The sequence below is a fragment of the Aeromonas sp. 30P genome (genome assembly GCF_051919805.1).
In the GTDB taxonomy this organism is placed as follows: domain Bacteria; phylum Pseudomonadota; class Gammaproteobacteria; order Enterobacterales; family Aeromonadaceae; genus Aeromonas; species Aeromonas veronii.
This window is the reverse complement of record NZ_JBQBEA010000001.1, coordinates 258086-274544: the sequence shown is the minus strand read 5'-3', so window position 1 is coordinate 274544 and position 16459 is coordinate 258086. Positions and strand designations below refer to the sequence as shown.

General features: G+C 57.4%; 26 protein-coding genes. 19 read left to right on the top strand and 7 right to left on the bottom strand.

Annotated features, from left to right (window positions below; all coding sequences use genetic code 11):
- Positions 1-5: 5 nt before the first annotated feature.
- From ACTG2B_RS01380 to ACTG2B_RS01370, 3 genes are read right to left on the bottom strand one after another with little or no spacing between them, the layout of a single operon-like run.
- The gene (locus tag ACTG2B_RS01380; protein WP_439995083.1) at positions 6-497 is read right to left on the bottom strand and encodes a hypothetical protein; all 492 of its coding nucleotides are present in this window, start codon (positions 495-497) and stop codon (positions 6-8) included.
- 26 nt (positions 498-523) lie between these two features.
- Entirely contained in the window at positions 524-952 is a 429-nt protein-coding gene (locus ACTG2B_RS01375; protein WP_439995082.1) for a hypothetical protein, read from the bottom strand.
- Positions 953-990: 38 nt separating this feature from the next.
- Entirely contained in the window at positions 991-1515 is a 525-nt protein-coding gene (locus tag ACTG2B_RS01370) for a helix-turn-helix domain-containing protein (protein ID WP_439983654.1), read from the bottom strand.
- A 60-nt stretch (positions 1516-1575) separates the two neighbouring features.
- Between ACTG2B_RS01370 and ACTG2B_RS01365 the strand changes: the two genes are divergently transcribed.
- The 16 genes from ACTG2B_RS01365 to ACTG2B_RS01290 all read left to right on the top strand — a co-directional run bounded on the left by ACTG2B_RS01365 (position 1576) and on the right by ACTG2B_RS01290 (position 9505).
- On the top strand, positions 1576-1866 hold the full coding sequence (locus tag ACTG2B_RS01365; protein WP_017412432.1) for a hypothetical protein: 291 nt from the start codon (positions 1576-1578) through the stop codon (positions 1864-1866).
- 31 nt (positions 1867-1897) lie between these two features.
- Positions 1898-2389, top strand: coding sequence for a phage regulatory CII family protein (locus ACTG2B_RS01360; RefSeq protein ID WP_439995081.1), 492 nt, complete (start codon positions 1898-1900; stop codon positions 2387-2389).
- Positions 2390-2401: 12 nt separating this feature from the next.
- Positions 2402-2830 (top strand): hypothetical protein, encoded by a 429-nt coding sequence (locus ACTG2B_RS01355; protein ID WP_439995080.1) that lies wholly within the window; start codon positions 2402-2404, stop codon positions 2828-2830.
- A 39-nt stretch (positions 2831-2869) separates the two neighbouring features.
- Positions 2870-3055 (top strand): hypothetical protein, encoded by a 186-nt coding sequence (locus ACTG2B_RS01350; RefSeq protein WP_439995079.1) that lies wholly within the window; start codon positions 2870-2872, stop codon positions 3053-3055.
- Between the two features lie 2 nt (positions 3056-3057).
- Positions 3058-3351: a helix-turn-helix domain-containing protein gene (locus ACTG2B_RS01345; RefSeq protein ID WP_017412428.1), complete on the top strand. Its 294-nt coding sequence runs from the start codon at positions 3058-3060 to the stop codon at positions 3349-3351.
- A 42-nt stretch (positions 3352-3393) separates the two neighbouring features.
- Positions 3394-3651, top strand: a complete 258-nt coding sequence (locus ACTG2B_RS01340; protein WP_017412427.1) for a ParE family toxin-like protein — start codon at positions 3394-3396, stop codon at positions 3649-3651.
- 4 nt (positions 3652-3655) lie between these two features.
- Positions 3656-4087, top strand: a complete 432-nt coding sequence (locus ACTG2B_RS01335) for a hypothetical protein (RefSeq protein ID WP_224212329.1) — start codon at positions 3656-3658, stop codon at positions 4085-4087.
- Positions 4084-4350: a hypothetical protein gene (locus tag ACTG2B_RS01330; RefSeq protein ID WP_439995078.1), complete on the top strand. Its 267-nt coding sequence runs from the start codon at positions 4084-4086 to the stop codon at positions 4348-4350. The genes ACTG2B_RS01335 and ACTG2B_RS01330 overlap by 4 nt, the downstream gene beginning before the upstream one ends.
- A complete protein-coding gene (locus ACTG2B_RS01325) occupies positions 4347-4667 on the top strand; it encodes a hypothetical protein (RefSeq protein WP_107683246.1) in 321 nt (106 codons plus the stop codon). The genes ACTG2B_RS01330 and ACTG2B_RS01325 overlap by 4 nt, the downstream gene beginning before the upstream one ends.
- A complete protein-coding gene (locus ACTG2B_RS01320; protein WP_439995077.1) occupies positions 4667-7456 on the top strand; it encodes a replication endonuclease in 2790 nt (929 codons plus the stop codon). The genes ACTG2B_RS01325 and ACTG2B_RS01320 overlap by 1 nt, the downstream gene beginning before the upstream one ends.
- A 103-nt stretch (positions 7457-7559) precedes the next feature.
- A complete protein-coding gene (locus ACTG2B_RS01315) occupies positions 7560-8126 on the top strand; it encodes a 3'-5' exonuclease (RefSeq protein WP_439995076.1) in 567 nt (188 codons plus the stop codon).
- Positions 8123-8317 (top strand): hypothetical protein, encoded by a 195-nt coding sequence (locus tag ACTG2B_RS01310; RefSeq protein WP_439995075.1) that lies wholly within the window; start codon positions 8123-8125, stop codon positions 8315-8317. The genes ACTG2B_RS01315 and ACTG2B_RS01310 overlap by 4 nt, the downstream gene beginning before the upstream one ends.
- Complete coding sequence (locus tag ACTG2B_RS01305; RefSeq protein ID WP_439995074.1) at positions 8314-8532, top strand: hypothetical protein; 219 nt, start codon at positions 8314-8316, stop codon at positions 8530-8532. The genes ACTG2B_RS01310 and ACTG2B_RS01305 overlap by 4 nt, the downstream gene beginning before the upstream one ends.
- Positions 8529-8657 carry a hypothetical protein gene (locus ACTG2B_RS01300; RefSeq protein WP_268746118.1) on the top strand — a complete coding sequence of 43 codons (129 nt, stop codon included), beginning with the start codon at positions 8529-8531 and terminating at the stop codon, positions 8655-8657. Before ACTG2B_RS01305 ends, ACTG2B_RS01300 begins: the two co-directional genes overlap by 4 nt.
- Positions 8650-8982, top strand: a complete 333-nt coding sequence (locus ACTG2B_RS01295; RefSeq protein WP_042025230.1) for a hypothetical protein — start codon at positions 8650-8652, stop codon at positions 8980-8982. Before ACTG2B_RS01300 ends, ACTG2B_RS01295 begins: the two co-directional genes overlap by 8 nt.
- Before the next feature lie 88 nt (positions 8983-9070).
- Complete coding sequence (locus ACTG2B_RS01290; RefSeq protein ID WP_042025231.1) at positions 9071-9505, top strand: hypothetical protein; 435 nt, start codon at positions 9071-9073, stop codon at positions 9503-9505.
- A gap of 77 nt (positions 9506-9582) precedes the next feature.
- Here the strand turns inward: ACTG2B_RS01290 and ACTG2B_RS01285 are convergent, their stop codons facing one another.
- From ACTG2B_RS01285 to ACTG2B_RS01270, 4 genes are read right to left on the bottom strand one after another with little or no spacing between them, the layout of a single operon-like run.
- The gene (locus tag ACTG2B_RS01285; RefSeq protein WP_082037449.1) at positions 9583-9834 is read right to left on the bottom strand and encodes an ogr/Delta-like zinc finger family protein; all 252 of its coding nucleotides are present in this window, start codon (positions 9832-9834) and stop codon (positions 9583-9585) included.
- Positions 9835-9891: 57 nt separating this feature from the next.
- Positions 9892-10908: a phage portal protein gene (locus tag ACTG2B_RS01280; protein ID WP_439995073.1), complete on the bottom strand. Its 1017-nt coding sequence runs from the start codon at positions 10906-10908 to the stop codon at positions 9892-9894.
- A 2-nt stretch (positions 10909-10910) separates the two neighbouring features.
- A complete protein-coding gene (locus tag ACTG2B_RS01275; protein ID WP_052449236.1) occupies positions 10911-11675 on the bottom strand; it encodes a terminase large subunit domain-containing protein in 765 nt (254 codons plus the stop codon).
- On the bottom strand, positions 11672-13480 hold the full coding sequence (locus ACTG2B_RS01270) for a terminase large subunit domain-containing protein (protein WP_439995072.1): 1809 nt from the start codon (positions 13478-13480) through the stop codon (positions 11672-11674). The genes ACTG2B_RS01275 and ACTG2B_RS01270 overlap by 4 nt, the downstream gene beginning before the upstream one ends.
- Positions 13481-13655: 175 nt before the next feature.
- On the opposite strand from ACTG2B_RS01270, the gene ACTG2B_RS01265 reads away from it, so the two are divergent.
- From ACTG2B_RS01265 to ACTG2B_RS01255, 3 genes are read left to right on the top strand one after another with little or no spacing between them, the layout of a single operon-like run.
- A complete protein-coding gene (locus ACTG2B_RS01265; RefSeq protein ID WP_439995071.1) occupies positions 13656-14525 on the top strand; it encodes a GPO family capsid scaffolding protein in 870 nt (289 codons plus the stop codon).
- Positions 14526-14534: 9 nt separating this feature from the next.
- The gene (locus ACTG2B_RS01260) at positions 14535-15614 is read left to right on the top strand and encodes a phage major capsid protein, P2 family (RefSeq protein WP_439995070.1); all 1080 of its coding nucleotides are present in this window, start codon (positions 14535-14537) and stop codon (positions 15612-15614) included.
- Between the two features lie 3 nt (positions 15615-15617).
- On the top strand, positions 15618-16343 hold the full coding sequence (locus ACTG2B_RS01255) for a terminase endonuclease subunit (protein WP_439995069.1): 726 nt from the start codon (positions 15618-15620) through the stop codon (positions 16341-16343).
- Positions 16344-16459: the final 116 nt, after the last annotated feature.

Genomic DNA, 16459 nt, shown 5'->3' with positions numbered 1-16459 from the left:
AACTCTCACTTATCAGCCGGCTGCCATAGATATTGACCAGTGCGGCTCTTTACGCACTTCTGCACCCCTGAAGAAGTTGGGAGCCTAGTACCCCAGCTAAACGGCTTGCCGTTGAATAGGCAGATATCCTTGCGTTTGAGCATCACAGCCTTGCTTTGCTCAGCGCGAAGCTCTGCCTGGAAGAGCGGTTTATACACCGCCGCACCTGTGGCAAGCACAGCCAACACGCTGCCACATATCAAACTGCCACGTAGTCGCCGGACTACCCGTTGCGCTTGCTCAGACTTTTTCTTAGCTTGGTCAAACGCTTCGGCATCGGCAACCTTTCCTGCAATGAGGTTATCAATTTGGCGCTCCAGCTCTTCTTGCCTACGGGCCGAACGAACGACTTCCGCCTGTGCATGCCGATGCTCTTGACCTTCATGGGAGCATCGCTGCTGCAAACGCTTGACCTCGGAAGCCAAACTCTGGATTTCACGCCCCTGTTGGTTATTCACGTTGAGCTGCCGATCCAGAGCCAGTTTTAACGATCCCGCTCCTGCCGCAGTGACTGACCGAGTTGCTCCCATTGGGAAACGGTGGAACGAAGCTGGATAAGTACCCTGCCCTGCTCTTGTAACTTACGTTCCGAGGAAAGGTGCTCTTGGTACCAAGCGGCAGATTCTGCATTGGCCGACTCTGCCTCCTTGGCTTCAATCATCAACTGGAGCAAGGCTTGGGCCGGTTTCAGATGCTCAAGCCGCATCTCTCCGATCTCGTTAATGCCTATCGTCTCGTGCAGGAACTTCCAAGGCTCCCATCTTTCTTGGCCAAACTCCTTGATCAAACGCTCTACCAATTCATTGAGTGCGTTCCGCTCCCTTCTGGTAAGCGGTCGGCCTCCCAACTCGTTGGTAATGTTGACATCGCGGCCCGCAACATTTTCGACCGGCCCTTGGAAGATCTGGTGCACGTTGCTGGTTTGGGAGGGTTGGGAGGTTGGGGACGGCGTCACGTCTTCTTCTTACCCCGCCCCAAGATGACATCCCCGGTGGTTACGCTGCCGACGGTGGAGTGCACAAAGTTCTGCTGTGCGCCATCACCACTGTTGGTATTGATGACCTGCCCCGCCACTGGTTGAGTATCCGGGACCGACTTGGCAATGAGCTTTACCACCGCTTTGGCTAGTTGGGCCGCATTTACTTTGTCTTCAAGCGATAGCAGATCGACGGCATCCAGTACCGCCTGATGCACGGCTGCCTCACCAATCCCAGTCTGCTGACGTTCACCAGTGAGAACAAACAAGACATCCATTCCTACAGACCCAAGCGCACTTAGAGCGATGGCTGGAGGTGATGAAAGCCCTCTTTCCCAAGACTGCAGAGTAATCCGCTTAATGCCTGCCGATTCCGCAAGCGATTCCTGAGTGAGCCCCAATCGCTTTCGCTCACTTTTTAATCTATCAGCTATCAAAACATAGAATTCCATGCAATGGATGTTTACATGCATAGAAAACCATGCAAACATCAAAGCCATGGGTAGCTACCAACTACCACAAGGCACCACAAAACACACAAACAACCAGAGGGTACCACAATGGCCTCTAAATCCAAACGCATCCATATTCCCAGCGATGTCAGTCAGTTACCTGCAGATTACCCCTTCTTCAGCCGGGAGACCGGTAAGGCGATCGTAAGCGAATCCCTCGCCGACTATGCCGAGCGTCAGGGGGTTGCCATCAACACCATCCGTAAACGTGCTGACCGCGGAAAACTGCCAGTTCTGCAAGACGGCAAGCGTGGCCATCGCAGCGTCAATCTCTATGCCCTCTTTATGCAGGCTCGCTATCAGGCCGAACGTTTCGTAACCATGACGGTTGCCAGCTGAACCCAGATTATTGAGTCAAAAGGAGTTGGTCATGTTTGTTGAACGCCATGACATACATCTGAACTGGCACCAGGCCTGCCAGCTATTTGCGGATAACAACAGAGGGAAGGTTGCTGACCTTGGCCGAACCATCGGCATGAAGCACCCGCAGACCCTGAGTAACAAGCTGAACCCCGAACAGGAACACGAGCTGACAGTGGCTGAAATGATCTCCATCTACCACGCAACCAAAGACGAAACCCTGTTTGATGGCGCCCTGCTCTGCTGTGGCCTGACGGCTGTCGCCATTCCCAAAGGGGAACGCGCCCCGTCTCTGACCCATCAGGTGATCAACCTGAATTCCCAGATAGCAAACATCGGTCTGCACACCCTGGAGCTAACAGAACGCGGCCGAATCACCAGCCACGAGCACCGCACGTTTATGAGCATCGCTACTGCTGCGATGGGGTCGGTTGCGCTGCTGATCAATGACGTCGAGCAACGATTTCAGGTGGTTTCACCACTTGCTGCGCTGGCGATGTGAAGAGAGGAAATGATGAACACGTTACAAGCGAGTGCCGCCGAGAGAGCGCTGGCAGAAATGCGTCAGGCGATTTACCACGCCAATTGCAGGGTTGCGAGATATTGGGGCGAACTCAATCAGCCACAACGCAAAGCCATCTGCAATGAAGCCGAATTACCGCTCTCGATGGCAAGGCCAGAATACCCACTCGGTGAACGCGACCGCGAAGCGCTCTGCTTGGCCATGCGTCGTCTTGGGTTCCAGCACCTGTTTCATGGCGCGGTGACTCTCGAAGAGTGGCGCACAGGTTTGATACCGCCGCCAGAAGAAAAACCAGAGGTAAGCAGATCAGCCGAACGGCTGGCACAGAGCAAAGGATTGTTGATGACACTGGTCAACACCCCACAAACCGCAAATTGCGGGCAAGAAAAAACCCCGATCACTGGTGCCGCAAACACCTAACGGGGCTCTTTATCAACAACTCTAGGAAGGGAAGTCGACATGACAACTCTAGCAATCCCCTGCGCGCTGCGCAACCGCAAGATCCAGAACAGCCGTATTGCTGGCCCATATGCCGCCCGCTACTCGGAAAACGACCTGACGATCCTGAGCCAGCGCGCTAACGCCCTGGTCTGGGCCTCCATCTTTGGTCACATCAATCGCCTTAATGCCCATCAAGGAGCCTAACCATGCAACCTATCAATCTGCCGTCCATGGGTCACCTCAACCATGAAGCTCGTCGCCGCCTGCGCAAGTTGCGTGAAGCATTGGGGCTAAGCCGCCCCAAGTTCGCCGAGAAACTGGGTATCCCGCCCACCACGCTCAAAAACTACGAGCTCGGTTATCGCGAGATCGGCGGTGGCCTGCTCCTGGTTATCGCCAACCATAACGAACTCAACGAGCACACCTCTTGGTTAATGACAGGGACCAATCCGTCCCCGCTTCTAGTCACCGCTGCCGACATCCGGCAATGCCGCCAGTAAGCCTACACCAGGCCGGTTCGCCGGCCTTATCACTGAGCCTCTATGCGTGGGCTCATGGATAACACAACCAAGGGGAATGCAATGGACGGATTCAGATGCATTGGCCGGATACCGGCAGCGATCCAGGAAAAGGCGGCCAGCTTGTTAACCAGCCAGCGCCCGCGCCGGCTTACACACTGCCGAGCGGATGTGATCGACGTGGGATTGCGGTACCGACTGTTTCGGCCACTGAAATCCCGGGAATTTCAGCTGATGACCCACGAGCGATACAACACCGCCGTGAGCAAGAACAGGAGATAGAGCCATGAGTGACGCAATCAAGATCGCCCGCCAGGCACCCAAGCTGATCGAGGGGTTGTTGGCTGACATGTTCGCCGCCCGCGCTGATGACAACCGCGTGTGTATGGGATGCGTCCAGTCTGGCCCACAGCACATCCAGATCCAGCTCGTTGTTACCAGCAGCCCAGATGCGCTGCTAGATGATGACAGTGGTGATGATGAAGCCGACAACACTGATGATCAGTGCCAACCACGCAGCAACCTGCACATGAACTGGCTGACCTACCGTGCGGAATATCTTGCTGTTGATGTTGAGCCAGAGCTCCTTGCTCTGGGGGCGATCCGCGCCATCTACTGGCTCGCGCTTGGCCAAGGAGACACTGCGCTCGCCAACGAGATCGGCAACTGGTGGGAAGAGTGCGCACCACTGCATGGGCTAGGCGAGGTGATCCTATGAGCCAGCGCCTGATGTCCGACATGGAACGAAATTTGAGTTGGTGGTGGGAAGACCTACGCGGCGCGAGTGCGCGCCTGCGCGGGTATCAGCGTCATCTCATCGAGTGCCGCCAGATCTCGCCAAGACCACGGGCCACTATCGCATTAACCCTTCGTCAATGTGCAGCAGCACGCCGCATATGTGCTCACACCACCATGGTGATCAAGGCTCGAAGAACCGGCCTGACAACGCTCAACCAATTTTTGAGTGGGCATCACCTATGAGCATCAAACCCATTGCCATTCTGATGAAGGTCACACACATGAAAAACACCCCTGATTTCTATGAGCGGGAAGCACAGTTGGTTGCCGAAATTGCGGCATGGAATGCGACAGCTCAAATAGATCTGGCCGCACTGAACCAATGCCGCAAACAGCTCAGGGCCGCCCTAGCAAGCGGCCATCGTCGGGACTACGCCTGTATCCTTCTGCGGCAAAGATGCAGCATCTATAGGCACCTTTACAGCGTCTCTGTCTTCAACGTTCGTCGACCAGAGCTCGAGCTAGCCAATCTGCGTTGTGAAGAGCCCCTGCCGTTCTAATGTCGCTCCACCCCGAACTGTTCGAAGCCAAGCCGATACAACCCAGGCAGCCAGCTGCCTGGAAATTGGCTGCCGCTACCAAAGCCATGGCGCGCCGCATCATGGCTTGTCGTCGTGTATCTCTCTGCCCACTCGAAGCATCACGCCTGCCAGCGGCTCAGCGCAGGGAACTTGCTGGCGGTGATATTGATACCCGAGTTAAGGCCATCAAGAGCTATTTTGTCGGCATCCCGGGCGCTTATGCTCTGGACTGGGCGCTTGACCTGCTGGAGCGACCGATCCCTCGCGAGAATGGCGGGCCAGGGGTACAGCTTCCAGGTGACTTGATCGCCGAGCTGTTTGTTGGTTACTGCGTCCGCCGCGCACCGGATTTGCTCAAGGGGGTGGCCATTTGCTATGACGCCAACCGCTGGCTATCAAGCCGCATCACCACCCTGCGCCAAGTGCAGAACGTCATCCCCGAGCCGATCGATGCGTTGCGCACCAAAGAAAGCCGCGAGCGCCTGGCCGTCAACTACGCCGAGCGGGTAACCAGGCTGTTTAATGCCATCACCGATTTCGGCGCCGAGCAGGTGCCGGCAATCCGCTTGTGGAAGGCGTGCCGTCAACCGCTGGCCGCTTGGGGCATGCTGCCCCGCTTGCCGAGATTCAGAACGGCTGAAAGCCGCGACACCTTCATCGCTCATCACCTTATCCGCTGGCTCGACCCCAAATGGTGGGCAAGACGCCTGCGCAAGATCTGGGACCAGTATTGCGAGCACTGCGCCATCCTGCTCGGCAAAGTGCGCAAGGGGGTTTCTGCCTACGTCTCCAGCCAGGGCCTGCAAAGCTTTATCGAGCGACAGCGCATGGCTGCCGCTTGGCTCAAGGATATGGAAGCCTATAACGCCCAGGACGACATCATCATCAGTCTGGAGGATGCGGTAAAAGCCTCCATCGCCAACCCTACAAACCGCCGCCATGAGTTGATTGTCAGGGCGCGGGGTTTCTCTGACGTGGCTGACGAGATGGGCTATGTGGGGCTGTTCTTCACCTGGACGGCTCCGAGCCGCTTCCACCCATGGAAGACGGTCAGATCATCCCAGGCCGGAGGGCCAGACAGCACAGAAGAAAACCCCAAGCATGACGGGTCATCCCCCCGCGACGCACAACACTACATCAGCGAGCTGTGGAAGCGCTGCCGTTCTGCCCTCGATCGCAACCTGGCCAAGCGCGGAGAATTCCTATTGGCCGATCCTATCGACTATTTCGGCTTTCGAGTGGTCGAACCCCACCACGATGGCACTCCCCACTGGCACCTGCTGATCTGGGTAAAACCAGAACACCAGCACCGGCTGATTGGCATCCTGCAGCGTTACGCCCTGAGTCATGACAAAGGTGACCTGGAACGCAAACGCCACCCAGACAGCAAAAAGCCCTATAGCGATATCACTCCCCGATTTGACTGGAAGGTGATGGACAAGGAGAAGGGCGGCGCAGTGGGATACATCGTCAAATATATTGCGAAAAATATCGATGGGTACCGGGTCGGCGACGAAGGCGATCTGGAAGCAGAGACAGCGGCTGCCGAAGGCGCCCGCCGGGTGCGGGCCTGGGCATCGCTCTGGGGCCTACGCCAGTTCCAACCACTGAAAGGGCCGCCGGTCGGGATCTGGCGCGAGCTGCGCCGCCTGCCTGGCCGCCTGCAAGAGGCAAAGGGGATCGTCGTGGCTCCACTGGCCAGCCCAATCATGGAAGAGTGCCGTCGCTATGCCGACGCAGTGGACTGGAAAAACTTCACCCAAGCCATGGGCGGCCCCTGCTGCCGGCGCGATGCACGCCCTTTGAGTATCCACCGCACCGCCTTTACCGAACCCAATCAATACGGCGAACCACAAACCAAGCTTGTCGGCGTGCGGGCCGCTGACGGCCTCATCCAGCAAACCCGTGTGGGGGAATGGGTGCTGCGCAAATGTGGCTCACAGAACACCACCAAAGCCAAAGGCAGCGGGTTCTGGTCTGTGGGCGAGCGCAGCGAGTTAGTGGGTACCGAGCGCAGCGAGGGGGGTTTCCCCCTTGGAGCTCTGGCAACAACTGTACGGGACGATCACGGAGGATCTAAAGAGGATCCATTGAGCGATAAGAATGTATTCCATTTGGGGCTAAGTGGTGAAGAGGTGGCCATGGTCCGGAGCGGGTTGATTGTCAGGACGGGAGACCGGTCAGTTTGTATCCGGGATGGTGAGTTGAAAGTGACCGAGCATCATCCGTTCGAATCTCCAAACCAGCTATCACCGTATCAGATTGAAGCCGAAGCCAGACGCCGAGAGGCAAAACGCCTGGCGGAGCTCAAAGATGTGCGGAGCCTACTGGCCCAGTCCGGGGATCCAGCAGCTTGGCTGGCTAGCATGACGGCCGCCGGCGCTGATGATGCCCTGGCGCTGCTGGATGCCTTGGGTGATGGGGACGCCGAGGCCGCCAGCACTCAGCTTAACCGCCTACGCGATAAGGTTGATCTGCGGACATGGCCACTGCTGCCAGTCGAGCGCCGCCAGGAGGCGATCAGTAATGCCGAGTTCTTCGGGCTGCCAGCTGATGGCCAGCGCTCTCCTGTACGCAAACCTGATGTGCACCACCTTATTGCCGAGACGACCAAGACACGCTTGGCCGACGTTCGTCCAGAGCATAGAGAGGCGCTGCTCACCCACCTTATGAACAAGGCCGATACCATGACACCTGGCGGCGGCGACACCGTAGCTTTTGTGGCCGCCAGATATGCCCACCAAATCCAGCCGTCTGGGACAAGGTGACTAGCGCAGTCTGTCACTTTGTCCCAGATGGCCGGCAAGCGTAGCGCGGCAGTCATGGCTAGTAGCTAGAACAGATATCAAATAGTAGATGGAGACTAAAACGATGACCGTACAACAGCAGGTATGTAATTGGCTTCTGAACTGCCAAATCTTGGACACCGAGACCACCGGGCTTGATGACCAAGCCGAGATAATAGAGATCAGCATCATCGACCAGTTTGGGGGCGTGGTTTTTGATTCCCTGGTTAAGCCACAAAAACCGATCCCGGCAGAGGCCACCGCCATCCATGGCATTACCAATGACATGGTGGCTACCGCCCCGAGTTGGGCAGACATCCATGATGAAGTGTGCCGAATTGTCAGCTGCAAGCCGCTGGTCATCTACAACGCTGACTACGAAATGCGCCTGATGGCTCAGACTGCGGCGCTTTATGGGCTACAGCCGGTTACTGCCAACGCGGGGGTTCATTGCGCAATGCTGGCCTATGCCGAGTTCTATGGCGACTGGAATGACTACAAGGGCTCATATCGTTGGCAGCGCCTGACAGCTGCCGCTGCCCAGCAAGGGGTTGTGACTGACGGCCAAGCTCACCGTGCACTGGCTGATGTAATGATGACGCTGGGCGTGCTGCAAGCGATGGCTCAGCAACAGGCAGGGGGCGAAGCATGAAAATCGATGCACTGTGTTTAGCGTTTGAATCTGATGGCGTTACCTATTTCGTCAATACCAAAAAAGATGACTGGTCCCTGATCCTGCGGATGGTTCAAGGAATGTCAGCCACAGGCAAGCTGGAGGTAACTCCGGCCCCTGCCAACGTTCAGTTCACTACGCTGGCGGATGCCATCAAGGCGTCAGCATGAGAGACCCACGCAAATATCCGGTACCAGGTGATGTGATCACCCGCTTCGGTACCACCAGGGAAGTGACGGCCACCAAGCAGAACGACCGCGGAACCGTCACCCATGTGGTGTACTGCCATCCGGAGGTTGACCTACCAGAGACAGAGGCCACCATCGCCAGCTGGCGGGCGTGGGCCAAGCAAGATGCCATGGTGGTAAGGGCGGTGTGGCAATGAGCGTCCATATCGACCCGCTCGGCATCATATGGCTGATCGGCCATGTGCTGTTTTATCTGATCGTCATTCCGGACTTGTGGCGCCGTTGCGGATGGGGAAGACAGAAGGGGGCAAGGGATGAATGACGCTACCAAGCGCAAGCAGGCCCAGCGGGCAAGACGGGCGGCTCTCGGTATCAAGCGGGTGGAGGTGGCGCTCTCAGAACGGGAGCGCCAGCAGCTGGATACGCTGCGCATCGCTCGGGCTGGCAGCGGTAAACCCTACTCCGCCGACGAGTACATCAGCACACTGATCCGCCGCGACTGGGAGAAGTGGCTGGAGCAGGAGGCCAAGCTGAAAACACAGACCTGCCAGCACTGCGACTGTAAATTGCCGACCGGATGCGGTGGTACATTCAAGGGACAAGCATCGTGCTGGCACACCCAGGGCGACAAGACACTGGCCTTGTAATGGCGAAAATCGCGAAATGTGTCCGGTCACGCGCCAAGGAAGGTGCTTTTGATAGCATACCGTTTCAACCCCAAACGAGAACAATGATATGAAACGCGTTGCTGCAGCCAGCCTGTTGTTGCTGGCCACCTCTGCCATGGCCATCAGTGATACCGAAAAAACAGCGGTCATCGATCGCTGTAAAGACCAGATGAACCAATACGGTGCCACCATGGTGAAAGCATGTGTGGACCAGGATCTGGAAGCATATGAGCTGTTAAATGCCAATTACCAGCCCCATGAGAAGATCGTCAAGTTCTGCGTCAGAACAACCAAGCAATTCGGCTGGAATATGGTCAAAGCCTGTGCCGACCAGAATATTGAAGCGAGACAGGCTATAGTGAGCAATCAAGAGAAATACGCAAAGTACGAAAAGATTCTGGACTCCTGCGCCGACAGGATGGGAAAGATAGGGGGGTGGGTCATGATCAAGGCCTGTACCGATCAAGATATCGAAGCCGAGCAGGCCCTCTCTCAATACTGATCTTTTATACCAAGGCTTAGATAAAATGTCGCAGCGGCCAGCCAAACACTAAGACATCACCAGAAACAAAGAGGGCGCTATTGCGCCCTCAATCCGTTCAGTACCATTTGCCGCCCCTCTGGCGTGAGTGAACCAACAAGGTTCAGTACCAACTGGCTCGCCGTTCTCGATGAAGGGCTCAGGGGATGCGAATAAGAGAGACACGCAACCCATGTGTGGCCGCACTCTGCATCTGTGCACTGACAATAAAGGTCAGAAACATCAGGGCTGAGCTTGTTGGTCTTGGTAATGCGACCACGTTGGCCACACTCTTTGCAATACACCCGCATCACATCCCCCTTTCTCTTATAAATCAACGATCTATTATGCCATGACACACTGTTTATTTATACAGCTGACCCGATAGTTTCCCGAAAATCGACCCACAGCGCGCGGGGCAGCCCGGCACTGTTGATCGAGTCCTGCACCAGTTCGCACAGTGGCAGCACCTCGTTGCGGGCATAAGTGGCATCATACTTCTCGGGGTCACCAAGCCCGCCGCCACCATTTGTCGGGATGATGCCGGCCAGCGCAGCGGGGAAACGGTGGGCCGTCAGCACATCCTGGGCGGTGATCCCCTTGATGGCCGCGAACTCGTCTTTGGTCGCGATATCCCCCACCGGGATCAGCTTGATGCCATCCGGCTTGCCTTCAGGGATGTTCACGAACATCGAGCGGAAGTTACCAACCCCCTTGGAGTTGGCGATCATCTGCTTCATCTCCTCCTCGGTTTCATCGTCCATGTTCGGGTCAGTGGTGTAGAAAATGAACCCCATGTGGGCGCCGTTGAGGAAGTATTTGCGGCGGAACAGGGTGGCATCCTGGTTGAGCAGGGCCGACTGCAAGCCGCCCAGATAGTCGGGCATGCCATAGACCTGCTGCTCTGGATCATACTGGGCCAGCCAAATCACATCCTCCGGCCGATAAACCAGGTTAGGCTTGCCCTGCTGCAGATAGACAAAGCACCCGTCAGCCCGGCGGCGCAGATAGACGCTGGAAAGCGGGTGCAGCCCCACCACCTGGCCAAAGCCATTGCGCAGCTTGAGCAGGCCACCGTCACCGAATTGCACGTAGTTGTGCACATAGGCGGTGATGACATTGCGCTGGGTGGTGAAGCGACCCGCCACCATATTGCGGCGCGCCATCAGGATCGCCCCGTGGTGAGCGTTGGCCCGCGCCACCTTGGCCAGCCCCTTGCGGTCGATGGGAGGCTGGTAATATTCCCCATAGGGATTGAAGAACACCCCGGTGTAATCGGTCATCCAGGCCGTGGGGTCGATGGCCTCCGCCGTGCTGAACATCACAGATGGCCGAGGGGATGAGGTGGCCACCTGCTGGGACATTTTTTGCTGTCGTTTGGTCATTGTTATTCCTGTGAATAGAGGTTGCACATAAAGAGACGCTCGAACACATCTTTCGGGTATTCGTCTTTCAGCTCCTCGATGTCGATGAGGTTGCAACCAAGGCGAATGGCATCCTCGATGGTGATGACGTAACGCCACTGCCGATCTGGGCAGATGCGGCCGCCGTCTCGCAACTCATCATTCCCGGGAAAATAGATCCTAAGTCGCTGGGTGAGGTTCATGTGTCGCCACGTTTCACCAGACCAGAACTGTCTTGCTGTACCGCGGCGATCAGATACTGTGGAAAAGTAAGTTTTGCGCCAGCGCTTATGCATGGCCATGGAACTGGCAAGAGATAAAATCTTTCCGCAGTCTTCAGACCAAAAGTATTCATCGACATAGACATGGCCAGCCTTGCCAGCGAACGTGTGGGAATCGAGCGAGAGAAAGTGCAACTCGGCCCCGTTAGACAGGATGATGGGGCTGCTGTCTGTCAGGGTGATACCGAGGAATCTCTGGGCAATAAAGCGGACGAGTTCGCGGTAAACATCAGCCATCTCTGGGGTGCTGGTGAGAAATATCTGGTTGTCACCGGTCAGCACAGCATCTTCCAGCGCTTCGCCGGAGAAGTAGTAAGACATGCCGACCTGATGGGCTTTCAAGATGTTTCGGGTGCGCGGCAATGCCGAGTCGTTCTTGGCATCACGACAACGAAGTTGATAGCCAAACAGGGATTTTAACCATCCATCAAAGTGCTCTTGGGTTATGTGACTGATATCGTTTTTCATGCGGCCTTCTTGCTGGTTACCCAGGTGGATTTACGTTTACGGTTGGTATCGAGCGGCTCGTTGGCCACGGCGTGGGCGATGGCAAAAAACACGTCAGCGTGTCCGGTCACATTGTCCCGAGCGGCACGGAACGTCATCTGGCCGCCGCCGGTGGTGCTGCGCTTGATGGCGAGGAACGCCAGCGGGATATCCCGATCTGAGCCGTCCCACTCGATGCGGTTCGCCTCCACCACATCGATCATCTTGAGTACCAGCCGCGATTTGCTCTCGATGCTGTAGTTGATGGGGTGGCACACCCCTTTGAAGGTGGGCTTCAACAGGTCAAACACCCCGGAGCCGATGCCGGAGACATCGACCCCGAGATAGGTGACCCGAAACTTCTTGGCGATGCGCTCGATCTCCTGCGCCTGAAACTGGAAGTTGAGACCGCGCCAGTAGTGCTTTTCCAACACACGGAACCGCTCACCGGCGACCATGGGCGGGGCAACCACCACCAGGGTGGCGTTGTCGCGGGTGCGGCTCGGGTCGTAGCCCATCCACACCTCGCGCCGGCCGAACGGGTCAGGCCGCCCGGGCTTGTAGTCCTCCCACCGACTCGGATCCACCCCTGCCCGCTCCATATCCTGGAACTTGAACACCGACAGGGCATCATCGATAAACCGGCACATGTAGAGGCGATCGAACACCTCTTCGGGGTACTCGTCCTTGAGCTCCTCGATGTCGATGAGGTTGCAACCAAGCCGAATGGCATCCTCGATGGTGATGACGTAACGCCACTGCCGATCGGGGCAGATGCGGCCGCCGTCGCGCAGATCATCTTCACCAGGGAAATCGATGGCCACCCGGCTCGGTCGCTGGCCCTTCCAACGATCCCCCGTCCAGAACCGGTACGCTTCGTGCACCTTGCTCGATGGCGTTGAAAAGTAGGTCTTGCGCCAGCGGCTCTGGGTCGCCATGGCGCTGGCCACGTCCGACAACTTCTCGAAGTTCGGGATCCAGAAATACTCGTCGATGTAGACGTTGCCGGAACGGGACTGGGCGCTGTTGGAGTTGGTCGAGCAGAAGTGCAGCTCAGCCCCGTTCGACAGCACAATGGGGTTACCGGTCAGGGTGACACCGAGGAAGGTCTGGGCAATCTTGCAGATGTAGGAGCGGAACACCTCTGCCTGGGCGCGGGTGGCTGACAGGAATATCTGATTGCCGCCGGTCAGTACCGCATCTTCCAGCGCCTCACCGGCAAAGTAGTAGGTCATGCCGATCTGGCGTGACTTCAATATGTTGCGGGTGCGCGGCAGTGCCGGGTCGTTCTTGGCCTCGCGGCAGCGCAGCTGATAGCCGAACAAGGTACCAAGCCACTCGGCAAAGTCTGCCTCGGTGAGGTGGCCGATCTCGTTCTTGGCCTTCTTGCCGCCCTTCCCTTTGCGGCCATCCTGCCCGCCCCTGCTGCGCGGGGAATGGTCGGGGGGAGGCTCGTCACCAGCGTCACTGCGGGCGAGCAGCGCTTGCTGCCGCTCGGCCCATTTGAGGGCTTTCTCTTTCAGATTGACATGGTGGCCAATAAGCCTGTCCAGCTCCTCCTGCTCGCCAGGGGTTTTCTTCTCGCGATCAAGCAGCACATTGACGCGGCGGGCAATAGCATCCTCTACCGCCTCTTCGGTCAACAGGTCACGCCAGCCGTGCTTTTCGGCCCAGTAGTAGACGATGCGGCAGGAGTTGAGCCCCAGTTCGTCCTTGATCTCCTGGGGGGTCCATCGTTTAAGGTAGAGTCCCCGCGCAGCATTACGGATCTCTTCGGGATACGCCACGGCGCCTCCATCTTGTGAATGATGGCGCCATCATAGCCAGCCACCCGCCCCCACTTATTGCCCTGATGTTCAAACCAATTCGGATATCCCCACGGATCCGAATTGCCTTGAACACAACCGGATGAATACCACTTGCCGACCCGATAGCCTGAGCCCGTATCAATTGGGAGCAGGCATGAACGAATCAACCTTGAGAACTGGCTTTGTCTGTATCGCCACCGAAGGCAAAGCGGTGGACGGCCGAGACATAACCCGCGAATGGCTGGTCGACATGGCCGAGACCTACGACCCGACCTATTACACCGCCGTCATCTGGCCAGAGCATGATCGCTGGTCAAGCTATGGCACCGTGCAAGCACTCAAGACCGAAGAGGTAGACGGCAAGCTCAAGCTGTTCGCCGTTCTCTGCCCTAATCGGGATCTTGTCTACTGGAACCAAAACGGCCAGTACCAGTTCTGCTCCATCGAGCCGTTCGAGCAATTCGCCGATCTGGGCCGCACCTATCTGATTGGTCTGGGCGTCACCGACCAGCCTGCCAGCACCGGCACCACCCAACTCAAGTTCAGCAAGAGCAGCAAGGGCCAAGTCATCGGCACCAGCGAACCGCTGGATCTCTCCATGCTCAAGCTGCCAAAACAAGAAAAGCCGGATGGCTTTATGACCAAGCTCTTCAGCTTGATGGCCAGCCATGGTGAACCTGAATCAAAACCAACCCACAGCCATCCAGAGGATGAGGAAATGAACAAAGAACAGTTCGAACTGCTGAACGGGACTCTGACCAGTCTTGGTGAACAGTTCGCAAGCTTCAGCGCGAAGCTGGATGCCAAGCAGGAAGTAAAGACCGATCCGGTGACTGAACCGAAAGACGAAGGCGACCAAAACAAAGTCACTGATGACCAGTTCAGCAAGCTGAACGAGACCATCACTGGTCTGGTAGCCACCGTCAGCGAGCTGAAAGGCCAGATCGACAAGTTCTCCGTTGAGATGCCGGATCAGCGCCCGAGCCCATTGGGCGGTGACGACTCCACCTATCAAGTTTGCTAAGGAGCGACTGTGAGCCAAACCCTTACCGTTCATGCCGAAAAAAGCCTGAACAAATTCTGCAGCGAACTGGCAAAGGCCTATCAGGTTGAACAGCCTGCACTGGCCAAGATGTTCAGTGTCGTTGGCCCCATGGAAACCACGCTGCGCAAAGCCATCCTGGCATCTGTCGAGTTCCTTGGCCTGATCACCTGTATGGATGTAGACCACCCCACCGGCCAGGTGGTGCAAGTGGGCATCGGCCAGCTCTATACCGGTCGTAAAAAAGGTGGCCGCTTCAAGGGCGAAGTGGGCGTTGATGGCAACAAGTACGAGCTGAAAGAGACCGACTCCTGCGCCTCTCTCTCTTGGGCCACCCTCTGCACCTGGGCAAATGCCGGTAGCGAAGGCGAGTTCATCAAGCTTGTTGGCGAGTTCGTCAACACCGCGTTCGCCCTCGATATGCTGCGTGTTGGCTGGAACGGTGTATCAGCTGCTGACACCACCGATCCGGAGAAGAACCCGCTCGGCGAAGACGTCAACAAAGGCTGGCACCAGATCGCCCGCGAGTGGAACGGTGGCAGCCAGATCATCAAGGCGAAAGCGGGTGAGAAGATCTATTTCGACCCGGACGGCAAGGGCGATTACAAGACCCTGGACGAGATGGCCTCGGATCTTATCAATGCCACCATCGATCCGTTGTTCCAGCAAGACCCGCGACTGGTAGTGCTGGTCGGTACCGATCTGGTGGCTGCGGCTCAGGCCAAGCTCTACAGCGAAGCCACCAAGCCGAGCGAGCAGATCGCCGCCCAACAGCTGGCCAAGTCGATCGCTGGCCGCAAGGCTTACATCCCCCCGTTCTTCCCGGGCAAACGGATGGTGGTCACAACCCTCGATAACCTGCAAATCCTGACCCAGCGCGGCACACGCAAGCGCAAGGCCGACGATAACCAGGACAACAAATGCTTCGATAACCAGTACTGGCGGATGGAAGGCTATGCCCTGGGCGAGCACAAGGCCTATGGCGGCTTTGAAGAGGCAGACATCGTGATCGGTGCCGATCCGGCAGCGGTTGCAGCACTCGCCGCGCCTGCGCAAGAGCCTGGGGCGTAAACCATGAGCTCACCCGGTCAACGTCACAAGCAGCGCGTGCAAGCCATGCAGGGGGCCGAACAGGCCGCCTGCACTGGCGTGGCCACCGGTGCGGTGGCTGACAGCCTGCACCTGCAAATGATTGCCCTGGAACAGGACATCGTTCGCTTGCGCAAGCTGGCCCGCATTGGGGATCGGGTGAACATGAAACGCGACGAGCTGATGCCCAAATACCGCCCCTATGTGGAGCGGTATCTGGCCAGCGTGGCCGAGTCCGGTCAGTCCTACCAGAACGAGCTGTTTCAAAGGCTGGTGATCTGGGCCTTTGACGTTGGTGACTTCGACACCGGGATCGCCTGGGCAGAGCTCGCCATCAAGCAAGGACAGCGCACCCCGAACAACTTCAAGCGCGACTGGGCCACCTTCGTGGCAGACACCGTGCTGGAGTGGGCCGAGAAGAACGCCGCCGAAGGCCATGCCGTCGAGCCCTGGTTCTCCCGGGTGTTCGACAAGGTGCGCAACGAGTGGCGCCTCAACGAAAAGCTGACTGCCAAGTGGTTCAAGGCTGCGGGTTGCCTGCTGCTGCGCGACCAGGACGGCCAGCCACGACCGAGTGCAGTGGGTGACAGCGCCACCCTGGAACAAGCAGCCCACTGGCTGCTCCAGGCCGAGAAGCTGCACCGCAAAGCAGGGGTTAGCACCCTGCTGCTCAAAATTGCCATGCGCCTGCGGGCGCTGAATCCGGAATAAAAAGCCGGAGCAATACGACTCTCCGCGCCACCGCACCCCGGCGGGGAGGATAGGCAAGCCGCAAGGCCACCGCCGAATCCTGTGATCCGTGGCTTCAGGGGTGCACCTTTTCTCGC